Annotated in this window: 20 protein-coding genes; 12 read left to right on the forward strand and 8 right to left on the reverse strand. The window is 71.2% G+C overall.

Annotated features, from left to right (window positions below; translation table 11 throughout):
- Nucleotides 1-23: 23 nt before the first annotated feature.
- Genes HD594_RS10140 through HD594_RS10155 form a run of 4 tightly spaced genes read left to right on the forward strand, consistent with a single transcriptional unit; the run spans nt 24 to nt 4,340 of the window.
- Nucleotides 24-950 (forward strand): hypothetical protein, encoded by a 927-nt coding sequence (locus HD594_RS10140; RefSeq protein ID WP_184750851.1) that lies wholly within the window; start codon nt 24-26, stop codon nt 948-950.
- Nucleotides 947-2,137 (forward strand): acylneuraminate cytidylyltransferase, encoded by a 1,191-nt coding sequence (locus HD594_RS10145; protein ID WP_184750852.1) that lies wholly within the window; start codon nt 947-949, stop codon nt 2,135-2,137. The genes HD594_RS10140 and HD594_RS10145 overlap by 4 nt, the downstream gene beginning before the upstream one ends.
- Nucleotides 2,134-3,006, forward strand: a complete 873-nt coding sequence (locus tag HD594_RS10150; RefSeq protein WP_184750853.1) for an N-acetylneuraminate synthase family protein — start codon at nt 2,134-2,136, stop codon at nt 3,004-3,006. The genes HD594_RS10145 and HD594_RS10150 overlap by 4 nt, the downstream gene beginning before the upstream one ends.
- The gene (locus tag HD594_RS10155; protein WP_184750854.1) at nt 3,003-4,340 is read left to right on the forward strand and encodes a DUF6716 putative glycosyltransferase; all 1,338 of its coding nucleotides are present in this window, start codon (nt 3,003-3,005) and stop codon (nt 4,338-4,340) included. Before HD594_RS10150 ends, HD594_RS10155 begins: the two co-directional genes overlap by 4 nt.
- 17 nt (nt 4,341-4,357) lie before the next feature.
- Here HD594_RS10155 and HD594_RS10160 read toward each other — a convergent pair whose 3' ends face one another.
- Both HD594_RS10160 and HD594_RS10165 read right to left on the reverse strand, forming a co-directional pair.
- Nucleotides 4,358-4,837, reverse strand: a complete 480-nt coding sequence (locus tag HD594_RS10160; RefSeq protein WP_184750855.1) for a PKD domain-containing protein — start codon at nt 4,835-4,837, stop codon at nt 4,358-4,360.
- A 275-nt stretch (nt 4,838-5,112) separates the two neighbouring features.
- Nucleotides 5,113-5,640, reverse strand: coding sequence for a hypothetical protein (locus HD594_RS10165; protein ID WP_184750856.1), 528 nt, complete (start codon nt 5,638-5,640; stop codon nt 5,113-5,115).
- A gap of 151 nt (nt 5,641-5,791) precedes the next feature.
- Here HD594_RS10165 and HD594_RS10170 point away from each other — a divergent pair, with 151 nt between their 5' ends.
- Nucleotides 5,792-6,196, forward strand: a complete 405-nt coding sequence (locus tag HD594_RS10170; RefSeq protein ID WP_184750857.1) for a YchJ family protein — start codon at nt 5,792-5,794, stop codon at nt 6,194-6,196.
- Between the two features lie 10 nt (nt 6,197-6,206).
- Here HD594_RS10170 and HD594_RS10175 read toward each other — a convergent pair whose 3' ends face one another.
- The 3 genes from HD594_RS10175 to HD594_RS10185 all read right to left on the reverse strand — a co-directional run bounded on the left by HD594_RS10175 (nt 6,207) and on the right by HD594_RS10185 (nt 8,780).
- Entirely contained in the window at nt 6,207-6,374 is a 168-nt protein-coding gene (locus HD594_RS10175; RefSeq protein ID WP_184750858.1) for a methionine/alanine import family NSS transporter small subunit, read from the reverse strand.
- Complete coding sequence (locus tag HD594_RS10180) at nt 6,371-7,972, reverse strand: sodium-dependent transporter (RefSeq protein ID WP_184750859.1); 1,602 nt, start codon at nt 7,970-7,972, stop codon at nt 6,371-6,373. Before HD594_RS10180 ends, HD594_RS10175 begins: the two co-directional genes overlap by 4 nt.
- Nucleotides 7,973-8,069: 97 nt before the next feature.
- The gene (locus HD594_RS10185) at nt 8,070-8,780 is read right to left on the reverse strand and encodes an LON peptidase substrate-binding domain-containing protein (RefSeq protein ID WP_184750860.1); all 711 of its coding nucleotides are present in this window, start codon (nt 8,778-8,780) and stop codon (nt 8,070-8,072) included.
- An 88-nt stretch (nt 8,781-8,868) separates the two neighbouring features.
- Between HD594_RS10185 and HD594_RS10190 the strand changes: the two genes are divergently transcribed.
- From HD594_RS10190 to HD594_RS10200, 3 genes are all read left to right on the forward strand, one after another.
- On the forward strand, nt 8,869-9,366 hold the full coding sequence (locus tag HD594_RS10190) for a DUF427 domain-containing protein (protein ID WP_184750861.1): 498 nt from the start codon (nt 8,869-8,871) through the stop codon (nt 9,364-9,366).
- A 160-nt stretch (nt 9,367-9,526) separates the two neighbouring features.
- Nucleotides 9,527-9,691 carry a hypothetical protein gene (locus HD594_RS10195; protein ID WP_184750862.1) on the forward strand — a complete coding sequence of 55 codons (165 nt, stop codon included), beginning with the start codon at nt 9,527-9,529 and terminating at the stop codon, nt 9,689-9,691.
- A 4-nt stretch (nt 9,692-9,695) separates the two neighbouring features.
- The gene (locus HD594_RS10200; RefSeq protein WP_184750863.1) at nt 9,696-10,481 is read left to right on the forward strand and encodes a PH domain-containing protein; all 786 of its coding nucleotides are present in this window, start codon (nt 9,696-9,698) and stop codon (nt 10,479-10,481) included.
- 10 nt (nt 10,482-10,491) lie between these two features.
- Here HD594_RS10200 and HD594_RS10205 read toward each other — a convergent pair whose 3' ends face one another.
- Together HD594_RS10205 and HD594_RS17710 are read right to left on the reverse strand one after the other, a co-directional pair.
- Nucleotides 10,492-11,241, reverse strand: a complete 750-nt coding sequence (locus tag HD594_RS10205; protein WP_184750864.1) for a potassium channel family protein — start codon at nt 11,239-11,241, stop codon at nt 10,492-10,494.
- 49 nt (nt 11,242-11,290) lie between these two features.
- The gene (locus HD594_RS17710; protein ID WP_184750865.1) at nt 11,291-14,236 is read right to left on the reverse strand and encodes a helix-turn-helix transcriptional regulator; all 2,946 of its coding nucleotides are present in this window, start codon (nt 14,234-14,236) and stop codon (nt 11,291-11,293) included.
- 238 nt (nt 14,237-14,474) lie between these two features.
- Here HD594_RS17710 and rpsA point away from each other — a divergent pair, with 238 nt between their 5' ends.
- From rpsA to HD594_RS10230, 4 genes are all read left to right on the forward strand, one after another.
- Nucleotides 14,475-15,926 carry a 30S ribosomal protein S1 gene (gene rpsA / locus HD594_RS10215; RefSeq protein ID WP_184750866.1) on the forward strand — a complete coding sequence of 484 codons (1,452 nt, stop codon included), beginning with the start codon at nt 14,475-14,477 and terminating at the stop codon, nt 15,924-15,926.
- Between the two features lie 94 nt (nt 15,927-16,020).
- A complete protein-coding gene (locus HD594_RS10220) occupies nt 16,021-16,581 on the forward strand; it encodes a GIY-YIG nuclease family protein (protein WP_309297726.1) in 561 nt (186 codons plus the stop codon).
- A 46-nt stretch (nt 16,582-16,627) separates the two neighbouring features.
- Complete coding sequence (locus HD594_RS10225; protein WP_184750867.1) at nt 16,628-18,334, forward strand: sensor histidine kinase; 1,707 nt, start codon at nt 16,628-16,630, stop codon at nt 18,332-18,334.
- Nucleotides 18,331-19,518, forward strand: coding sequence for a nucleotidyl cyclase domain-containing protein (locus HD594_RS10230; RefSeq protein ID WP_184750868.1), 1,188 nt, complete (start codon nt 18,331-18,333; stop codon nt 19,516-19,518). Before HD594_RS10225 ends, HD594_RS10230 begins: the two co-directional genes overlap by 4 nt.
- Here the strand turns inward: HD594_RS10230 and HD594_RS10235 are convergent.
- The gene (locus tag HD594_RS10235) at nt 19,505-20,260 is read right to left on the reverse strand and encodes a response regulator transcription factor (protein WP_184750869.1); all 756 of its coding nucleotides are present in this window, start codon (nt 20,258-20,260) and stop codon (nt 19,505-19,507) included. The two genes, HD594_RS10230 and HD594_RS10235, sit on opposite strands and share 14 nt — an antisense overlap.
- Nucleotides 20,261-20,449 lie beyond the last annotated feature (189 nt).

Below are 20,449 nucleotides of genomic sequence, written 5' to 3' on the forward strand. Positions count from 1 at the left end.
GGCGCGAACGATACGGAGGCTCCATGCATCGCGACGAGGTGATCGCCTGGGTGGAGTCGCCCCTCCAGCTGGTCGGCGCCGCGGAGTGGGCGCACCGGGCGCGACGTTCCGTGCCGATCGCGGGCCGACTGACCGCGCAGATGGGCCCCACCGCCGACGAGCTGATCGCGCGCGGTGCGCTGTTCGCCGACTGCGTGCCGTTCGTCGGGATCCCGTGGGGGCTGCTCTCCACCCACCGGCACTGGCTCGTCGGAGACGGATTCTCGGGCCAGTTCCGCCTCGCCGCAGCCGTGCTGCGGCCCCGGAGGATCACGTTCCTCGACGACGGTGCGAACGTCGTTCCCTTCGCCGACACGATCCTGGGCGATCGGGAGTACGCCCGCCCCGGCATCGCCGAGGGGAGGGCCTCGGCCCTGACGGCGCCCTTCGCGCACGAGCGCGTGTCGAGGCTGGCATCTCGGGGAGCCGTCGACTTCTTCACCGCCTTCGACTTCGGCGACGCCCGGTGCACGCGCCTGCGGGACCGCGGGGTGAGCGTGGCGGAGCACCGCTTCGAATGGACCCGCGCGACGGCCCCGGGAGCCGCCGTCGCGACCCCGCGCGTCATCCTCGGCTCGGCACGGCCCGTGGACGGGCGCATGCCCCTGGGCGATTACCTCGACTGGGTGTCGCGCGTCGTCGCGCGGGGGAGCGCGACCTACCTTCCGCACCGCCGCGAGCCCGATGCGCAGCTCGACGCGGTCGCCGGCATCCGCGGGATCGACGTCGTCGACACAGGTCTGCCCGCCGAACTGATGCTGGCGGGCACCCAGCGGCCGCTCGAGCTGTTCACGCAGCCGTCGAGCACCACCACGACGCTGCGGCACGTGCTCGAGGGCACCGGCTCGCTCATCCACGAAGGCGAGCGCACCGCGTGGACCGCCCGGCGCACTCCGGCAGGTGGGGCATGAGCGAGAACGTCGCGATCATTCCGGCGCGGGGCGGCTCGAAGGGGGTCCCGCGCAAGAATCTGCGCCGCGTGGGCGGCATCCCGCTCGTCGCACGCGCGGTCGTCGCGGCGGCGCGCGCCGAGAGCGTCGATCGCGTCGTCGTGACCACCGACGACGCCGACATCGCCGCCGTCGCCGCGGAGTGGGGCGCCGAGATCGTCGAGCGGCCCGCCGAGATCTCCGGCGACACGGCCTCGAGCGAGAGCGCTCTGCTGCATGCGCTCGACGTGCTCGCCGACCGCGGCGTGGATGTCAAGGTCGTGGCGTTCCTGCAGGCGACCTCGCCGTTCATCGACCCGGATGCCCTCGACGAGGCCGTGCGCGTCGTGCGCTCGCGACGCCGGGACAGCGTGTTCTCGGCCGTGGAGACCTACGGATTCCTGTGGGCCAAGGGCGCCGGAGACGCCGCGGCGGCGGTCAACCACGACGCGTCGCACCGTCCACGCCGCCAGGACCGCGAACCGCACTATCTGGAGACCGGCGCGTTCTACGTCATGCGTGCGGCGGGATTCCGCGCGCACGAGCATCGGTTCTTCGGAAGCGTCGGCATCATCGAGGTCCCCGAGCGCACCGCGGTGGAGATCGACACAGAGGGAGAGCTCGAGCTCGCGCGGGCCCTGGCGCCCCTCGTCGACCGGACAGACCCGATCGACGTCGACGCCGTCGTGACCGACTTCGACGGCGTCCACACCGACGACACCGCCGTCGTGGACCAGAACGGCCGCGAGTCCGTCGTCGTCAGCCGGTCGGACGGGTGGGGCGTGGGGGCGCTCCGCCGCGCCGGCATCCCCGTGGCGATCCTGTCGACCGAGACCAACCCCGTGGTCTCCGCCCGCGCGGCGAAGCTCGGGGTGGACGCGCGCCAGGGTCTCGGCGACAAGCTGAGCGCTCTGCGCGAGTGGGCGGCCGACTGCGGCATCCCGCTGTCGCGCATCGCGTACCTCGGCAACGACGTCAACGACCTCGCGTGCCTCGAGCAGGTCGGCTGGCCCATCGCGGTCGCCGACGCCCACCCGAGCGTCATCGCGTCCGCGCGCGTCGTCCTCGACCGCCGCGGCGGCCACGGCGCCGTGCGCGAGCTGGCCGACCGCGTCCTCGCGACCCGGCAATCGGCATCCTCTTCCCCCACCCCCCAGGAGCGATCATGACCGTCACCATCGGAACCCACGTGATCGGAGGCGGCCGCCCGGCCTACGTGATCGCCGAGATCGGGCTGAACCACAACGGCGACGTCGAGCTCGCGAAGCAGCTCATCGACGTCGCGGCCGACGCCGGCGTGCAGGCGGTCAAGTTCCAGAAGCGCACGCCCGAGATCTGCACGCCCGAGCACATGCGCGACACGCCGCGGGACACCCCGTGGGGCACCATGACCTACCTCGAGTACCGCCACCGGGTCGAGTTCGACCACGCCCAGTACGTCGAGGTCGGCGACCACGCCGCGCTGCGCGGGCTGGACTGGTTCGCATCGCCGTGGGATGTCCCGAGCGTCGAGTTCCTCGAGCGGCTCAACGTCGTCGCCCACAAGGTGGCATCGGCGTCGGTCACCGACATCGAGCTGCTCGAGGCGCTGCGCGACACCGGCAAGCCGATCATCCTGTCCACCGGCATGTCGACGGTCGAGCAGATCGACCGTGCACTGCAGGTGCTCGGCACCGACCGCGTCGTGCTCATGCACGCGACGTCGACCTACCCGATGGAGCCGGAGGAGTCGAACCTGCGGGTGATCTCGGTGCTGCGCGACCGGTACCCGGGTGTTCCCGTGGGGTACTCGGGTCACGAGCGCGGGCTGCAGATCTCGCTCGCCGCCGTCGCGCTCGGCGCCGTCGCCGTGGAGCGTCACATCACGCTCGACCGCACCATGTGGGGATCGGACCACGCCGCGTCTCTCGAGCCGGGCGGCCTGAACCACCTCGTCCGCGACATCCGCATCATCGAGACGGCGCTCGGCGACGGCGTCAAGCGCGTGTTCCCGGGCGAGCTCGCGCCGATGGCGAAGCTCCGCAGGGTCACGGCGTGAGGGCGCCGCAGAGCCAGCACGACACCGTCCGGATCGGCGCGACGCGGCTGCGCATCGTCGCGCTGGCCGACAGCGACTCGTACGTCAAATGGACCGCGGCCCTGCTGGGGACGGCGAAGGACGCCGACATCGCCCTCGTGCTCGTGACGACGCCGCTGACGGTCAGCGCCACCCAGGAGCGCACGGCGCTGGCCGGGAGCGGGCTGGACGCGTCGCACGTGCACCGCGTGTCGTACGACGACCTGCCGGCGTGGCTCACGGATTTCGCACCGGATGCCGTGGTCATCGGCGCGCGCGGACCGCTGGTGCGCGTGCTGGCGAAGGTCGCGGCCGAGGTGTCGCCCCGCCCCGTGATCGTGACGGGGCTGCCGGGGATCTCGATTCCCGCGCGCCGCGCCGCCGTGATGTACCGGGCGCAGTGCGATCTGTTCATCGTCCACTCGCAGCGCGAGATCGAGGCGTTCAGCGAACTCGCGGGCCGACTCGGCGTGCACCAGCGGTTCGCGCTGACGCGGCTGCCCTTCGCCGAGCACGGCATCGGCGTGGCCTCGACGGCGGGGACGGATCTGGTGTTCGCGGCGCAGGCGATCGTCCCGCGCGAGAAGTCGGAGCGGCTCGCCGTGGCGAAGCTGCTCATCGACGCCGCCGAGTCCGGCCCGAGGCGACGGGTCGTGCTGAAGCTGCGCTCGGCCGGAGGGGAGCGCGAGACGCACTACGAGCGGCACACGTACCCCGAGCTCATCGAGCAGCTCGGCGGCGCACCCGCCAACCTCGTCGTCTCGTACGAGCCGATGGCGCGCGCCCTCGACACGGCCGAGGGGCTCGTCACCATCAGCTCGACGTCCGCCATCGAAGCGATCGCGCGCGGCGTGCCGGTCATCGCACTCGACATGTTCGGCGTGTCGGACGCGCTGCTGAATCGCGTGTTCGAGGGGAGCGGGATGCTCGCCGGGCCCGAGGACGTGATCGCGCGCTGGTTCCGGCATCCGGATCCCGCATGGCTGCGGGAGAACTACTTCCACGAAGAGGTCTTCGACGACTGGATCCAGGTGCTCGCCGAGCTCGTGGACGAGCGGCGCCGCGGCACGCTGACCCCCAAGTCGCCGCGCCGCAGTGCCGGCGGCCGGCTTCGCGAGGCGTGGGATCGCAAGAGCGTGCTCGGGAGCGAGGACCGCAGCTTCGCGGGCTACGCCGCTCTGGCCGTCGGGTATCCGGTGCGCCAGGCCGTGATCTGGTCGCGCCCCTTGCGCGGTGTGGCGCGCGAACGCGCCGTCCGGCAGGCCGAGGGCTCAGGTGCCCCCGCGGATGGAGCATCCGAGCTGATCCCGAGCTGAGTCGAGGTCAGCCGAGGTCAGCAGCCGGGGCCCGCCGGGTCCTCGACGCAGGTGCGGTCCACCAGCGCGGTGCGCACGTCGACCACGCGCAGATCGTACGATCCGCCGGGCGCCGTGACGTAGCCGGGGACGACGCGCCAGGCGCCGGAGCCGAAGTCCACGGCGGCGGTGTACTGCACCTCGACGCCGACCGTGAACTCGCCACGGTCACGGTAGACATGCGTCGTCGGCGTGGGGGTGAACTGTGCGACGCCGAGCGATTCCCACGTCGCGCCGCCGGTCGGGGTGCGGGCCGACGTGCCGTCGCCGTGGTCGAAGAGGTACCAGGCGGGCGTGAAGCGCACCGTGACGTCCCAGTCGAACAGCGTGCCGGCGATGTCCTGGATCGAGGCGGTCGCGACGAGATTCGTCGGCATCCCGACGATGCCGAAGCCCGCGGGCTCGCCGGTCAGTGCGGGCTCCGCCGGGCGGAACGACGCGAGATCCTCGATCGTCACGTCCGGCAGTGTGCCGACCTCGTACAGCGGACGGCAGCCCAGCGGTCCGCATAGCTCACCCGGGCTGATGGTGATCTCGGGTTCGGTAGTGGGTGTTGAGTATGGCGGGGTGTCTTGCGTGCTGGGTGAGCTTGAATCGGTCTGCGTCGCGCTGATGTCGATCTGCGTGCCGTCGCTTTGAACCTCGCAGCTAGTCCAGAGCGATGAGCCCTCGCAGGTTGAGGGACTAGCTACGGGTTGCACAAACCCGAGCACGGTGATCAGTGCTAGCCCGACTACCCGCATCTGTCCTCTTGGATCGCATTGCTCGATGCGATGAAGAGACCGGTTGGCGACTCGCGGCTGTAGGTCATCTCCAGTTGAAGGGCGTAGTGGTCCGCGCGTTCGCTGTCTACGACGCTGTCCCCGGTTGCGTCGACCACAGCGACGGAGCCGACACTTGTGCACGCGACAGTCACGGTGGTGGAGTCATCCGAGGCCGTTCCCTCGACCCAAACAACGACGGTCTCGCCCGACACTGTCCATCCATTCGCGTGCATCCCCGAGAGCGACTCGCGTTCGTTGGCGTTCGCTTCCCCCGTCGTCCAGGCATACACGTCCTCGAATGTCGCCGGATCGCTCAGGTCGACGCGATTGAGGGCATCCACATACGCCCGGTAGGTGGCCTCGGCCGCGGCGAACGCCTCTTCTTCCGTCGCGAAGGCGGGGGTCGGCTCGACGGGCTCCGGGTCGGTGGCGCAGCCCGCGAGCAGGCCCGCGGCGAGCGCCAGGGGCAGGAGCGCGGAGGCGAGGCGTGCGGTCACACGGCCACCGTAGCCACGCGGAACGAGCGCGATCCGGAGTTATCCACACCCTCGGATGCGCGTCTTCCCGAGGCTGGGAGACTCGCGAAACGCCGATGGGGCGGCATCCGCCTCTCAGCCTCACACCTACCCTCGAACCACGGAGGCGAGCATGAGAGCAGGGTTCCCGCAGGTCGGCGAGGACCAGCCCTGCCCGTGCGGCAGCGGCGCGGTGTTCGGCGCGTGCTGCGGGCCGATCCTCGGCGGCGTGCTCGCCGAGACGGCGCTCGAGCTCATGCGCTCCCGCTACACGGCCTTCGTCGTGGGCGACGCCTCCCACCTGCGCGAGACGTGGCATCCCGGCACCGTGCCGGACGACGTCCGCCTCGACCCGGGCACGCGCTGGACGGGTCTCGAGATCGTCGACACCGTCGACGGCCGGCCCGGCGACAAGCGGGGCATCGTCGAGTTCCGCGCCCACTGGCGGGAGCGCGGCGGCACGGGCGAGCTGCACGAGCGCAGCCGCTTCGTGTGGCAGAGCGGCCGGTGGTGGTACCTCGACGGGCGCGTGTCCTGACCCGGCATCCTCAGGTGTCGTGCTCGATGGGAGCGACGTCCTCGCGGTGGTCGTCGGTGCCTCCCGGCGGGTACTCCTTCGGCTCGGGGTGGCGCCGCAGGTAGAGGGCGCTCCCGACGAGCCCGCCCCACACCACGAGCATCGCGAAGATCAGGAACACGATGGCGACGGGGCTCATGGCGATCCCTCCTTCCCCGTGACCGTGCCGGTTCTGCGTCCGGCACCGGCCCGGAAGTCAGGCCAGGCGACGAAGTCGTCCGGCGGTCTGCGCCAGGCGATGAGCGACATCGCGATCGCCGCCACCACGAGGAACGCGATCGTCCCCCATCCGAACACGAGCAGGTACCACGGCGGCATGCCGCCGTAGCCCTCGACCAGCAGCGTGACGACGCGGGCGATCAGCATGTAGCCCAGGACGATCGGCGCGAGAACCCCGACCAGCAGCACCCACACGCGCCCCACCTGGAAGGTCGAGACCGCGTTGAGGTGCAGACGGAGTTCTCCGCCCTTGCGGAAGACCCAGATCACGAGCACGGTCGTCAGCACCGCCGACAGGACGATGCCGACGTTGTTGGCCCAGTTGTCGGTGACGTCGAGCGCCAGTATCCCGCTCGTGGTCGAGAAGAAGAAGATCGACAGCACCGCCGCGACGACGCCGAGCCCCACGGCTGCGGCGCGCGGCGACAAGGAGAACTTCTCCTGGATGGCCGCCGACACCACCTGCAGCACCGAGATCAGCGACGTGAACCCGGCCATCGTCAGCGAGCCGAAGAACAGCACCCCGAAGATCGGACCGCCGGGCATCTGCGCGACGATCGCCGGGAAGGTCACGAACGACAGGCCGACGCCCGCGATCCCCTCGAGGTCGGCGACGGCGATGCCCTGCGCGCCGGCGAGGAAGCCCAGCGTGGCGAACACGCCGATGCCCGCGAGGATCTCGAAGGAGGAGTTCGAGAACGCCACGACCAGCCCCGGGCCGGTGAGGTTCGACCGCCGGCGCCGGTACGACGCGTAGGTGATCATGATGCCGAACGCGATCGACAGCGAGAAGAAGATCTGACTGTACGCGGCGATCCACACATTCGGATCGGCCAGCGCCGCCCAGTCGGGCGTGAACAGCGCGTTGAGGCCGTCGGCGGCTCCGTCGAGGAACAGCGACCGCACGACCAGGATCGCGAACGCCACGACCAGCAGCGGGAGGAAGACGACGTTGACCCGCTGCAGGCCGCGCGCGACGCCGAAGCCGAGCACGATGATCGCCGCCAGCCACACGACCGCGAGGGGGATGAGGACCCCGGGCACGAAGTCGAGGCTGATGACCGGATCCCCGGTCTGCAGGTAGTCGCCGAAGAAGAAGCCCGCGGGGTCGTCGCCCCACCGCAGATCGAACGAGAAGACGAAGTAGCTGAGCGCCCACGCGATGACCGCCGTGTAGTACAGGCCGATGACGAATGCGATCGCGACCTGGAACCAGCCCAGCGACTCCAGCCAACGGCCGGTGCGGCCGCCCAGGCGGCGGAAGGCCGTCGGCGCGGCGCCGCGGAAGCGGTGGCCGATGGCGTAGTCGAGGAAGAGGATCGGGATGCCGGCGGTGACGAGCGCGATGAGGTACGGGATCAGGAACGCGCCGCCGCCGTTCTCGTAGGCGACGCCGGGGAACCTCCAGATGTTCCCCAGACCCACCGCGGATCCGACCGCGGAGAGGATGAAGCCGATCTGTCCAGACCACTCCTCGCGCGGCTTGGCGGCGGGTGCGGCCGAGCGGTTGTCGGTCATCGCGAGCCTCCTCAGAGTGCCTCCGGTGGTGGGCACGCTACCAGCGGCGCGGCCTCGGGACCAGGATGTTCACGCGGACGATCGGAGCCGCGCGCGACTAGGACGACGAGGGCTCGTCCGGGTCTCCCGGCGAGCCGGGGGAGTCGTCGCCCTCGTCTCCGTCGAGCAGGCGCTCGAACTCGACGTCGAGGGCGGTCTCGCCGTCCGCGGCGGTGAGCGTCGGCTCCGCCGCCTCGGTCAGCTCGATCAGTGTGGTCAGCAGCTCGCGGACCGTCTGCGAGCGCAGGAGCCGCAACTGGTCGATGGGGCCGAGCGGCGCGATGCCGGCGAGCTGCCAGCTGGCCTCGACCGGGTCGTCCGACAGAGCGATGTCGGGATCCCACGACGTGTCGGCGAACTCCGCCGAGCGCGACAGCACGCGCCGCACCACGCGTTCCGCATCCGCGCGGAGGTCGTCGAGATCGTCGGTCCAGTCCAGCTCGGGCAGGAACCGCACCTCTCCCTTCGGATGCGGGTCGTCCTCGAGCCAGCGGGTGACCTCGAAGCGGCGCCCGCCCACGGCGATCAGGTGCACGTCGTCGGAGCGCGGGATCACACGGGTGATCCGCGCGAGCGTGCCGATGCCGAAACGCTGGTCGTGTCCGCCGGCCTCGTCCCCGCGCTCGATCAGCACGACGCCGAACTCGGGATGCTCGTCGTCGAGCAGTCGGCCGAGCATCACGAGATACCGCGATTCGAAGATGCGCAACGGCAGGGGCATGTGCGGCAGCAGCACCGTCCCGAGCGGGAACATCGCGATCGCCGTCATGCCCCCAGTCAAGCAGGGAGGTCCGGGATGCGACACCGGGCGGCGCCCGTGCGGCCCCGGGTGCGTGAGACGGCCGTATCGTGAAGTCATGCGGCATCCGTCCCCCGATCCGGTCGGCCCCGGGCAGGAGTCCGTGTGGGACTTCCCGAGGCCGCCGCGAGCAGAGCAGGTCGACGCGCGCGTGACGATCGACTTCGGCGGCGAGCGCATCGTCGACACGGCCGACGTCGTGCGGGTGCTCGAGACGAGTCATCCGCCGACCTACTACCTGCCGATGGACGCGTTCGCGCCGGGTGCGCTGCGCCCCGCGGCCGGCACGTCCTTCTGCGAGTTCAAGGGAGCCGCCCGCTACTTCGACGTCGTGGCGGGCGATGCCGTCGCGCCGCGCGCGGCGTGGACGTATCCGGATCCCACCCCGGGATTCGAGGTGCTCGACGGCCGCGTGGCGGTCTATCCGAGGCCCATGGACCGCTGCACCGTGGACGGCGAGATCGTGCAGCCCCAGCCCGGCGGCTTCTACGGCGGCTGGGTCACGTCGGCCGTCGCCGGCCCGTTCAAGGGCATGCCGGGATCGATGGGCTGGTGACGGGCCCGCCGCCGCTCCTCTCGGCGCGACACCCGGCGGGGTGAATCCGCGCCGAGCCGCGTGGCAATGGCGCCAAGTCACAGCCGCGTGCGGTACAAGGGAAGTGGCTTTTCCGGGGGGAATGCCGTCCGAAAACGACTTGAAGGGACCCCCGCGCGCCATGAAGCTCCTCAAACGCATCATCATCGGACTTGTGATCGCCTTCGCGGTCTTCTATCTCGTGACCCGTCCCGAGGATGCCGCCAACGCCGTTCAGGGTGCCCTCGACGCCGTCTGGGGCGCCGGGGTGGCCATCGCCGACTTCTTCGTCGCACTCGCCAACTGAGCCCATGGGCCTGCTCGATCCGGCGATCGACAAGCACCTGATCTCGGACCAGGGCGAAGTGGTGATCGACGAGGTGCGCAAGCACTGGGCCGCGATCGGCTGGGCGGTCGTCGAGGCCTTCGGCGGCTTCATCGTGCTGATGATCACCTTCATCGTCCCGGTGCAGGTCTGGTGGCTGCCGGCGCTGATCGGGATCGGGATCATGGTCCACGCGTCGGTGCGGATCGTCGAGCAGCGGGTCGACCGCTTCGTCATCACCAACATGCGGGTCTTCCGCGTGCACGGCATCCTCTCTCGGAACATCGCCACCATGCCCCTCGCGCGAATCCTCGACATCTCGGTGCACAAGCCGATCGTGGGGCGCATCTTCGGGTACGGGCACTTCGTCTTCGAGTCCGCCGCGCAGGAGCAGGGGCTCCGCGAGATCCGGTTCGTCGGTCGGCCCGACGAGCGCGGCCTGACCATCCAGCGCGTCATCGCCCAGGCGGGTCTGCGCGGCTATGCCGGTCGCCAGGCGATGGAGCAGGGGATGATGCCGCCGGAACCGCGCGACGAGCGCGAGCGGGTCGCGACGCCTCCGGTTCCCCGGACGGCGGCCGCGGAGGCCGCGTCGTCCTACGACCGGTCGTCGTCGCGCGGCTGGGACTGGCTCGCCCACGCGCAGCAGCGCGAAGAGGAGCGGCTGGCCGAGCTGCGACGGGAGCAGACCACCGGCCTGTTCACGTCGTCGGATGCCGATCGCACCGACACCGCGCCCATCGAGCTGCCGCGCCCCGACCGCGACCGGTGACGCCGGGCCGTCATCGCGCGGCGCGCACCTGCTCGGCATCCCGCTCGAGCACCTCCCGCAGCATCGCCTGGAGCTGGTCGACCTTGTCCTCGAGCTGGTGGATGTGCCCCGCCGTCGCCGCCGCCTGCTCGGCATCCGCATCCGACACCTTCTCGACGATCCACGACGCGATCGACCCGGTGACCACACCGAGGAGTGCGATCCCGCCGAGCATCAGCACGACGGCGATGATCTGCCCGGTCGCGGTGACGGGGGAGTAGTCGCCGTACCCGACGGTGGTCATCGTGACGAACGCCCACCACAGCGCCTCGCCGAAGGTGCGGATGCTGGCGGCGGGATCGGTCCGCTCGGCGTCGAGGACCGCGAGCGCGCCGACCACGATGAGCAGCACCGAGGCGCCGCCCATGTAGATCGCGAGGCTGCCGCGGACCGCGCGGCCGGCGACCCGGTCCAGGACACGCAGCAGGGTGAGCAGGCGCAGCAGGCGCAGCGCGCGGAGCATCGGCAGCGCGACCACGGCCAGGTCGATGAGGTGCGTGTAGAACCAGCGCCACCGCTTGTCGGATTCGACGAGCACCAGGTTGGCGACGTAGTCGATGACGAACAGGCCCCACGTCGCCCACAGCACGATGTCGGCGAGCGACTCGGCCGCGCCCGAGGGCTGGTCGAGCACGTCCCACGCGTACGCCGCGAGGAAGAGGAGCGAAGCGATGAAGAGCGGCCAGTCGGCGAAGTTCTGCCAGCGTTCCTGTCGGGTCATCCTCCGACCCTACGAAACCGCGCGGTACGGCCCGAACCCGGCGTGGCGATCACTCGGCGACGTCGCGCGCCGATGCGACGTGCACCGCGGCCGCCTCCGTGCGGTTGGAGACCCCGAGCTTGGCCAGGATCGCCGAGACGTGGACGGATGCCGTCTTTGGCGAGATGAACAGTCGCTCGCCGATCTGGCCGTTGCTGAGACCCTGTGCCACCAGGTCGAGCACCTGCTGTTCGCGGCGGGTGAGTCGCGCCGCGTCGCCGCGTCCGTTCGACGACACCGGGCCCGCGCCCGCGCGATCGCCGAGAGCGGATGCCCAGGCGGCGACGACCGAGGCGCCGACCGCCGCCGCGGAGCCGATGACCACCTCCAGAGACGCTGCGGCCGCCGCACGATCGCCGTGCGCGAGCTGTGCGATCGCGAGGCGGTGGTCCGCATACACCCGGAGCACGCCGGGGCAGTTCTCACCCCCGCAGGCGACCGAGGCATCGGTCCACGCGGCGACGGCGGCGGCGTCGCCGGTGTCGGCCGACGCGAGCTCGGCGCGCGCGACGGCGGTGAAGGCGGGCGGCATGACGTCCGCGTACCGGCGCATGTCGTATTCGACGGTCGACCTCAGCGCGTCGACGAGGTCCGATGCGAGCCCATCGCCCGCCGCCGCCCGCACGATCCATGCGCACAGCGGCGTGTGCTGGACGCGAAGACCCGGCACCTCGCGGGCACGGCGCTCGGTGACCACCTGCATGAGATCGACCGCGCGTGCGATGAGCATCCGCCGGTCGACGTCTCCGGCGGATTCCGCGGCGATCAGGGCGGTGGTGGCGTGATAGGCCGCCCAGCCGAGGAGCTCCTCGCGCTCCTCGGTGTTGGCCCGCTCGGCGCCGGGCTCGCCCCGGACGAGCCGATCGGCGTCGTCCTGGCGCCCGGCCCACGTGTATGCCAGCGCGAGGGTGCGCACGACGCGCGAGTGAGCCGGCGTCATGCGCGGCACGATGGCGAAGGCGCGATCCCACTGGGCGAATGCCGCATCCGGAGCGCCGAGGGCGTACCGGGCATCGCCGAGGCTGATGCGCAGCATCGAGCCCTCGGCCCGCTCGATGCCGAGCCGCACGGCCTCCTCGACGCCGGCTTCGGCGAGCTCGGCGGCTTCGCGATAGCGACCCTGCCTCCGCAGGACGGTCGCCAGAGCCCGCACCGCCGAAATGCGTGAGGACCCCGGGGGAGAGAGCGCGCGAGCGCGCTCGAACAGAAGGATCGCCTCGTCCAGGCGTCCGGTCACCGTCGCGAGAAAGCCCTGGTTCCACAGGACGGATGCCTGCATGAGGGCGTCTCCGGATCGCTCGGCGATCTCGAGCGCGCGTGCCGTCAGTTCCGGGCGCAGGGCGGGATCGATGATCGGCGAGTTGGCGTGAACGGACACGGCTCCCGCGAGGATTCCGAGTTCTGCGCGGTCGTCCGTCTGCGCGAGCAGCTCCTCGACCGCGACCGCGTGCCGCAGCTGGTCCGGGTAGTCGCTCGTCTCGTATCCCATGGTCGCCAGGATGTAGTGCAGCGTCGCGCGCTGCCGCGTCGTCGCGCGGGGGTCTGTCAGCGACTGCTCCAGCGCGTCGCGGCTCTCGGCGCAGCGGCCGACCTCGCCCAGCATCGTGCCCAGCTCGACGCTGACGGCGGTGCGCGTCGTCGCGGACACGGCGTCGGCGTCCGGGACGCGCGGCCACAGATCGAACAGGCGCCGGGCGAAGCCCGCCGCGGTCTCGAGCCCGTCGTGGGCTGTGGCGGCCCGATAGGCGACGAGGGTCGCCCGGAACGCCCGATCGGCATCGCCGGCGGCCAGCCAGTGCTCGGCGGCGCCTGCCGCCCACGCGGCGTCGCCGCGATCGACGCGCAGCTGCAGGGCGGCCGCGAAGCGGCGGTGTCCCTCGATCCGCTCGCCGGCGAGCAGCCGCGCGTACAGCGCCTCGCGGATCAGCGCATGGCGGAAGGCATAGCCGTCGCCGTCACCCCGGAGGACTCCCGTGTCGACGGCCTCGCGCAGCAGTGCGCTCCGTCGCTGCGCCGGCCCTGCTTCGGCGTCGGTCAGGAGGTCGTCTGCGACCCGCACGCCGCCCACGGCGAGAAGGCGGATGAGCTGCCGGGCGTCGTCGCTGAGGCGATCGAACCGGGCCAGCAGCAGATCGCTGAGGGTTTCGGGCATCTCGCCGTCGCCGAGGGAGAGGACCTCCTCCACCAGAAACGGGACCCCGTCCGTGCGGCGCGATACGTCGGCGGACTCGTCCGCCCGCGCCGGCCTTCCGAGGATCGCGGCGATCTGGGAGGAGACCAGTTCGGGCGTGAGCCGCTGGAGCTCGAGTCCCGGCACGTGGTTGCGCTCGAGCTCCGCGAGGACCGGGCTCAGCGGGTGGTCCGCGTCGACGTCGTCCGAGCGGTATGTGAGGATCAGCGTCAGATGACGGCCGCGCAGCGTCGCGGCGAGGATGCGCAGCAGCCCGAGGGTGGAGGCGTCCGCCCAATGCAGATCCTCGATCACGAGCACCACATGTCGCTCCGCGGACAGTGACTCGATGACCCGCTCGACCGCTTCCGCGATGCGGTCGGCGTCGGCACGCGAGCCGGCGGCGGGGGACTCCGGATCGAGCTCGGGAACGAGCGTCGCCAGAGCGGCCGTCGCGGCGGGGAAGCGGGCCGCCTGCGCGACCGCCTCGATGCCGACCCCGGCCACGAGGTCGCCCATCAGCCGGCGCAACGGCAGGAAGGGCGCACCGATGGGGCCGAGATCGACGCACTGCCCGAACGCGGTGACGACGGGCACGGCACCCGCCGGCCTGTCGCCGATGCGGGCGAGGAACTCCTCGACCAGCCGGGACTTGCCGATGCCGGCCTCGCCGCGCACCACGACAGCGCCGGGGTGGCCGTCCTGGCCGGTGGAGAACGCCCCCAGCAGCGTCTCGAGTTCTGCCCGCCTCCCCACCATGACGGGCGCAGAAGCCGCCGCGGGCATGGCCCCATGATGACAGAGACGCGACGGCGCCGTCCGGCTCCCCGCCTGGAAAGCGGCCGAGCCATCGTGGTAGCCTTGAATGTCACTCGTGTGACCGATCAGTCACGCCTGCGCTCGGATCTGCATCCGGCTCTCTGGTGACATCGCAAGAAAAATCCGCTTCGCCCCGGGTCGGGACGCATTCGCGCGTCTCGGGACCAGGGCCCGACACATCAACCCAACAAGGACAACCCACTACATGACTACCGCAACGACCGCCCCGGCCACCAAGCAGGTCGCGATCAACGACATCGGATCTGCTGAGGACTTCCTGGCCGCGGTCGAACTGACCATCAAGTCCTTCAACGACGGCGACCTCATCGAGGGCACCGTGGTGAAGGTCGACCGCGACGAGGTCCTCCTCGACGTCGGCTTCAAGACCGAGGGCGTCATCCCCTCCCGCGAACTCTCCATCAAGCACGACGTCGACCCCAACGAGATCGTCAAGGTCGGCGACGACGTCGAGGCCCTGGTTCTCCAGAAGGAGGACAAGGAAGGCCGTCTGATCCTCTCCAAGAAGCGCGCCCAGTACGAGCGCGCCTGGGGCGACGTCGAGAAGATCAAGGAGAACGACGGTGTGGTCACCGGTCAGGTGATCGAGGTCGTCAAGGGCGGCCTGATCGTCGACATCGGCCTCCGTGGCTTCCTCCCCGCTTCGCTCATCGAGCTGCGTCGCGTCCGCGACCTCACGCCGTACCTCGGCCAGGAGATCGAGGCGAAGATCCTCGAGCTCGACAAGAACCGCAACAACGTCGTGCTCTCGCGCCGCGCCCTGCTCGAGCAGACGCAGTCCGAGTCGCGCTCCAACTTCCTCAACAACCTGCACAAGGGCCAGGTCCGCAAGGGCACGGTCTCGTCGCTGGTCAACTTCGGTGCGTTCGTCGACCTCGGCGGCGTGGACGGTCTGGTCCACGTCTCGGAGCTGTCGTGGAAGCACATCGAGCACGCGTCCGAGGTCGTCGAGGTCGGCCAGGAGGTCACCGTCGAGATCCTCGAGGTGGACCTGGACCGCGAGCGCGTCTCGCTGTCGCTGAAGGCCACCCAGGAGGACCCGTGGCAGGTCTTCGCCCGCACCCACGCGATCGGCCAGATCGCCCCGGGCAAGGTCACCAAGCTGGTTCCGTTCGGTGCGTTCGTCCGCGTCGCCGACGGCATCGAGGGCCTCGTGCACATCTCGGAGCTGTCGGGCAAGCACGTCGAGCTCGCCGAGCAGGTCGTGTCGGTCGGCGAAGAGGTCTTCGTCAAGATCATCGACATCGACCTCGAGCGTCGCCGCATCTCGCTCTCGCTCAAGCAGGCGAACGAGTCGGTCGACCCCTACGGCGCCGAGTTCGACCCGGCCCTCTACGGCATGGTCACCGAGTACGACGAGCACGGGGAGTACAAGTACCCCGAGGGCTTCGACCCGGAGACCAACCAGTGGAAGGAAGGCTTCGACGAGCAGCGCGAGAAGTGGGAGCAGGAGTACGCCGCTGCCCAGGCTCGCTGGGAGGCCCACAAGGCCGCCGTGCTCAAGGCCATGGAGGCCGAGGCCGAGGCGGGCGAGACCGCTTCGCCGTCGTCGTCCTTCGTCTCCGACAGCGGCTCCGGCGGAACGCTCGCCGACGACGAGGCTCTCGCGGCTCTGCGCGAGAAGCTCTCGGGTCGCTGATCGCAGCATCCTCATTCGAGAGGGCCGTCACCTTCGGGTGGCGGCCCTCTCGCCGTCCGCGGGACGTGTCGGGGGCCGCGCATAGAGTGTGCCCGTGATCGAGGATCGGCGCTGCCTGGCGGCAGGCGACGGATGCCGCGGCGACGTGCCGCCGGATGCTCCCGTGACGCTGTGCGCCGGACACCTGGCGGCCGTGGCCGAGTGGACGGAGGGGGAGTGGGGCACGAGTGACGTGCTGCCGGCGCCCTGCCGGGTGTGCGGATGCCGATGGGGCGTGCGCTACCCGTCGGCGTGGCTGTGCGGCGTGTGCGAGTGGCGGCAGGGCGACGTCGTCGACGACGAGCTCCCGCCGCCGCGCGTCGAGGTCGTCTACTACCTGCGCTACGCCGATCGCGTGAAGATCGGCACGACCGCCCGTCCGCGGGCCCGACTCGCCGCGATCCGGCACGACGAGCTCCTCGCCTTCGAACGCGGCGGGCGCATGCGCGAGCGACAGCGGCACGAGCAGTTCGCCGACGCCCGACTGGGCACGACGGAGTGGTTCGCCCTGACCGACGGCCTGCGCGCCCACATCGTCGCCGTCGCGACCGGCGACGGCGACCCCTGGCAGCGCCACGCCCGATGGGTCAGCGAGGCTTTGGCGCTGCGTGGCTGAGTCGACCCGATGCGCGTCGGTGCGCGGCATCGGTTAGCGTCGCTCTATGGCACTGCTGGCGCGCGAGGACCCGAGCGTCCCGGGGGGAACGCGGACCGCGCGGATCCGGGCGGCCCGCGCGGCATGGCTGCGCGAGGACGTCGAGGATCGAACGCGCGGCAGATCCGCGATCCTGAACCAGCTCCTGCTGCTGACGGTCGTCTTCGTCCTGGGAGCCTTCATCGTCCTGGGCCCCTTCGAGGGGGACCGGGTGCTCTTCTTCTCGGGCGTCGTGGCGGTCTTCGCGCTCACCGGCCTGACGTTCGTCATCCCCTGGAGCCGCATCCCGTTCGGCTGGGTGGCCCTGATCCCGGCGCTCGACGGTCTCGCGATCTACCTGCTGGTCACATCGCAGAGCGAGGTCGGCCTCGGGCTGCTGTGGATCTTCCCCACGATCTGGCTCTCGACCGGATTCGGGCTGCTGGGCGTGTACGGCGTGATCACGGCGATCGCGGTGCTCGCGCCGCTGACCTCGCTCAGCAGAGGTCTGACTGCCGGCTACGTGACGATCCTTGTGCCGATCGTGCTGGTGGCACTGGCGATCACCAGCCACCTCACGTCGCGCCGGTACGACGCGCAGCAGGTGCTGCTGGGCAAGCAGGGCGAGCTGCTGCGCACCGTGCTGGAGCGCACCCGGCGGCAGGAGCAGGAGGTCACCGAGGTCCTCGACGCCGTCGACTTCGGAGTGATCCGCATCGCCGCCGACGGGGCCGTATCGGTCTCGAACGACGCCCACGCGCGGCTGCAGCGGGCCGTGTCCTCCGACGGAGACGATGAGACGCCCGCCTACCGCGACGACGGCGTCACGCCCCTGCCGCGCACCGAGCTCCCCTTCGAGCGGGCACGGCGGGGCGAGGCCTTCGCCGGCCAGGTCGTCTGGTTCGGCGCGGCGGACGGTCCGCGCCAGGCGCTGAGCGTGACGGCGCGCCGGCTGGTCGACTCCGAGGGAACGGATGCGGGTGCCGTGGTCGTGTCGCGGGACGTCACGTCCGAGCTGACGGCGCTGAGGGCCCGCGACGAGCTCGTCGCGAGCGTGTCGCACGAGCTCCGCACGCCGCTGACGTCGATCCTCGGGTTCCTCGACCTCGCGATCGAAGACGACGAGGTCCCCGAACGCGTGCGTCGCAACCTCGAGGTCGCCGGGCGCAACGCCGAACGGCTGCTCGGCATCGTCGGCGACATCCTCGCCGCGTCGAGCTCGTCGTCGGCGGCCGTCGAGGCCTCGCTCGCGCCGCGCGCGCTCGACGTGTCCGACATCGTGCACGCCGCCGCCGAGGCGCTCGAACCGCGGGCCGCCGAGCGGGCCATCACCCTCGATGTCGACGGCATCGAGGAGGCGACGGTGTGGGCCGACCCGCTGCGGCTCCGGCAGGTCGTCGACAACCTGCTCTCCAACGGCATCGCGTACAACCGCGACGGCGGGACTGTGTATCTGGGCACGACGACCGACGGCGACCACACGTGGATCCTCGTCCGCGACACGGGGCGCGGGATCACCGAGGCCGACCGCACGCGCCTCTTCCAGCGCTACTTCCGCGGCGGCGAGGAGCGGCCCGGCGGCACCGGCCTCGGGCTCGCGATCACGCGCGACATCGTGCGCGCCCACGGGGGCGAGATCGCGCTGCGCAGCACCGTCGGGGTCGGCTCGACGTTCATCGTCAAACTCCCCTCCCGCGCCCCCGGGACGACGCCCGACGAAAGGATCACCGGATGAACCTCGATGTCGCGAGCGTGCTCACCGTCAGCGCCCTCGTGGTGAACCTGTCGGGAGCCCTGTTCATCCTCGAGACGCTCCTGCGACGCGACGAGGGCGCCGGCCGCGTGTGGTCGGTGGGCTTCCTCGCGGCGATGCTCATGTCGCTCGCGTACGTGCTGTGGACGCAGACGCACGACTCGTGGTGGGCGATCTCGGTCGGCAACTCCGCACTCGTGGCGTTCGTCGGCTGCCTGTGGCTCGGGATGCGGATGTTCAACGGGAACCCGATGATGCTGCCCACGATCATCACCGCGGTCGCGACCCTGGCCGCGGGCTCCGCCGTCATGATGGTCGGTCCCGGGGGCGGCAACTGGGCGGCCGCCGAGTGGATGTTCGTCGCGATCGTGGGTCTGGCCGGAGCGGGGGCCGTGGAGTGTCTGCGCGGCGACCTGCTCGAGTCCCGGTCGGCGTGGGTTCTGGCGCTGGCGAGCGCCAGCTTCGCCCTCTACTACGTGTCGCGGACGACCGCGTTCGTCACCTCGGGGCCCGACAGCGCACTGTTCGAGAGCGGGTTCGGCGCCGTCCCGACGAGCCTGGTCACGATCGCCTACGTCCTGGTGGCCGTCGTGGTGCTGTCGGTCGTGCGGACGACGCGCGCTTCGATGCGCGGGGCGGTGCGGTCGTCCGAGGGCGGCGGTGATCTGGACGGGATCCTGGTCGACGACGAGTTCGAGCAGGTCCTGGCGGGGCTGTGCGAGCGCGCGTCGCGGCGCGGTGAGCTCGTCGGCGTGATCTCGGTGCGCATCGACGACCTCGAGCAGATCTCGACGGCGTTCGGCAGCGAATCGGCTCGCGCCGTGGGCGCGGCCTGGCGCCGCGGGGTTCGCCGCCACGCGCCGTCGGCGGCGTTCGTCGGCGAAGACGGGGCCGGGGGCCTCGCGGTGGGCGTCCTCGCCGCGTCGCCCGCGGCGGCGCGTCGCCAGGCGGCCGTCATCTACCGCGGCGTGTTCGACGACATGGGCGCCGTCGGTCACGGGGTGATCCCGGTGCTGGGCGTCGGGGTCGGGCTGAGCGAGTCGGCGGGCTACGACGCCGAGGAACTCATCCACGTGGCGCGGGATGCCGCGACGCGCGCATCGCTCAGCATCGAGACCTCGGTGCTGATCGGCGACGAGGGAGCGACGCCGGTCACGGAGCCGTGAGCCGGTAGCCCACGCCGCGCACGGTCTCGATCCACCGCGGCTGGGTCGGCGACTCGCCGAGCTTGCGCCGCAGGTTGGCGATGTGGACCTCGATGGCGCGGGCGTCGCTGTCGCTGACGAACTCCGCACCGGTGTACTGCTCGCCGCGCAGCATCAGCGCGAGGTCCGCCTTGGTGCGCACCCTGCGCCCGGCGGCCATCAGATCGGCGAGGATGTCGAACTCGCTGCGCGTCAGCTCGAGGTCGTTGCCCTCGAGCACCGCGATGCGCATGTCGCGGCTGAGGCGGACGCCGTTGTGCTCGATCCATTCCGCGCCGGCGGTCGGGAGCTCGACGGGGGCGGTGGGTGCTGCGCCGGGTCCGTCGGCGAAATGCCGTGGGCGACGCAGCATCGCGTCGATGCGAGCCCGCAGCTCGCGCGGGCGGAACGGCTTGGCCACGTAGTCGTCGGCGCCCGCCTCGAGGCCCTGCAGCGCATCGATCTCCTCGGTGCGCGCGCTGAGCATCACGATGTAGGTCGAGCTGACCGCGCGGATTCGCTTGGCGGTCTCGAAGCCGTCCATGCCCGGCATGTTGATGTCCAGCGTCGTCACCAGCGGCCCATGCTCGCTGACCAGCGCGACACCCTCGGCGCCGTCTGCGGCCGCGTGGACGGTGAAGCCGGCCTGCTCCAGGACGGCGGCCAGCAGGGCTCTGATGTCGGCTTCGTCTTCGATGACGACGGCGATCCGCTCGTCCGGCACGTTCTCACTCCCGGTGGTCCCGGCGGCAGGACCTTCCGGCGGCCGGACCTCGGTCAGGATATCCGAGAAGCGCTCACGGAACGGTCCGTGCACCGGTCACCGGCCCGCTGCTCGGGGGAAAAGCGACGGGGCGGCGGTGCGGACGCCCCCACGTCCGCCACCGCTCGCCCCGCCGTCGCAGGCAATGGG

The organism is Microbacterium thalassium (assembly GCF_014208045.1).
In the GTDB taxonomy this organism is placed as follows: domain Bacteria; phylum Actinomycetota; class Actinomycetes; order Actinomycetales; family Microbacteriaceae; genus Microbacterium; species Microbacterium thalassium.

What these genes read in the sequence shown, in the direction of transcription:
- HD594_RS10140 (WP_184750851.1), top strand. Translation starts at nt 24, where the DNA reads ATGCATCGCGACGAGGTGATCGCCTGGGTGGAGTCGCCCCTCCAGCTG.
- HD594_RS10145 (WP_184750852.1), top strand. Translation starts at nt 947, where the DNA reads ATGAGCGAGAACGTCGCGATCATTCCGGCGCGGGGCGGCTCGAAGGGG.
- HD594_RS10150 (WP_184750853.1), top strand. Translation starts at nt 2,134, where the DNA reads ATGACCGTCACCATCGGAACCCACGTGATCGGAGGCGGCCGCCCGGCC.
- HD594_RS10170 (WP_184750857.1), top strand. Translation starts at nt 5,792, where the DNA reads ATGAGAGCAGGGTTCCCGCAGGTCGGCGAGGACCAGCCCTGCCCGTGC.
- HD594_RS10175 (WP_184750858.1), bottom strand. Translation starts at nt 6,374, where the DNA reads ATGAGCCCCGTCGCCATCGTGTTCCTGATCTTCGCGATGCTCGTGGTG.
- HD594_RS10180 (WP_184750859.1), bottom strand. Translation starts at nt 7,972, where the DNA reads ATGACCGACAACCGCTCGGCCGCACCCGCCGCCAAGCCGCGCGAGGAG.
- HD594_RS10185 (WP_184750860.1), bottom strand. Translation starts at nt 8,780, where the DNA reads ATGACGGCGATCGCGATGTTCCCGCTCGGGACGGTGCTGCTGCCGCAC.
- HD594_RS10190 (WP_184750861.1), top strand. Translation starts at nt 8,869, where the DNA reads ATGCGGCATCCGTCCCCCGATCCGGTCGGCCCCGGGCAGGAGTCCGTG.
- HD594_RS10195 (WP_184750862.1), top strand. Translation starts at nt 9,527, where the DNA reads ATGAAGCTCCTCAAACGCATCATCATCGGACTTGTGATCGCCTTCGCG.
- HD594_RS10200 (WP_184750863.1), top strand. Translation starts at nt 9,696, where the DNA reads ATGGGCCTGCTCGATCCGGCGATCGACAAGCACCTGATCTCGGACCAG.
- HD594_RS10205 (WP_184750864.1), bottom strand. Translation starts at nt 11,241, where the DNA reads ATGACCCGACAGGAACGCTGGCAGAACTTCGCCGACTGGCCGCTCTTC.
- HD594_RS17710 (WP_184750865.1), bottom strand. Translation starts at nt 14,236, where the DNA reads ATGCCCGCGGCGGCTTCTGCGCCCGTCATGGTGGGGAGGCGGGCAGAA.
- rpsA (WP_184750866.1), top strand. Translation starts at nt 14,475, where the DNA reads ATGACTACCGCAACGACCGCCCCGGCCACCAAGCAGGTCGCGATCAAC.
- HD594_RS10225 (WP_184750867.1), top strand. Translation starts at nt 16,628, where the DNA reads ATGGCACTGCTGGCGCGCGAGGACCCGAGCGTCCCGGGGGGAACGCGG.
- HD594_RS10230 (WP_184750868.1), top strand. Translation starts at nt 18,331, where the DNA reads ATGAACCTCGATGTCGCGAGCGTGCTCACCGTCAGCGCCCTCGTGGTG.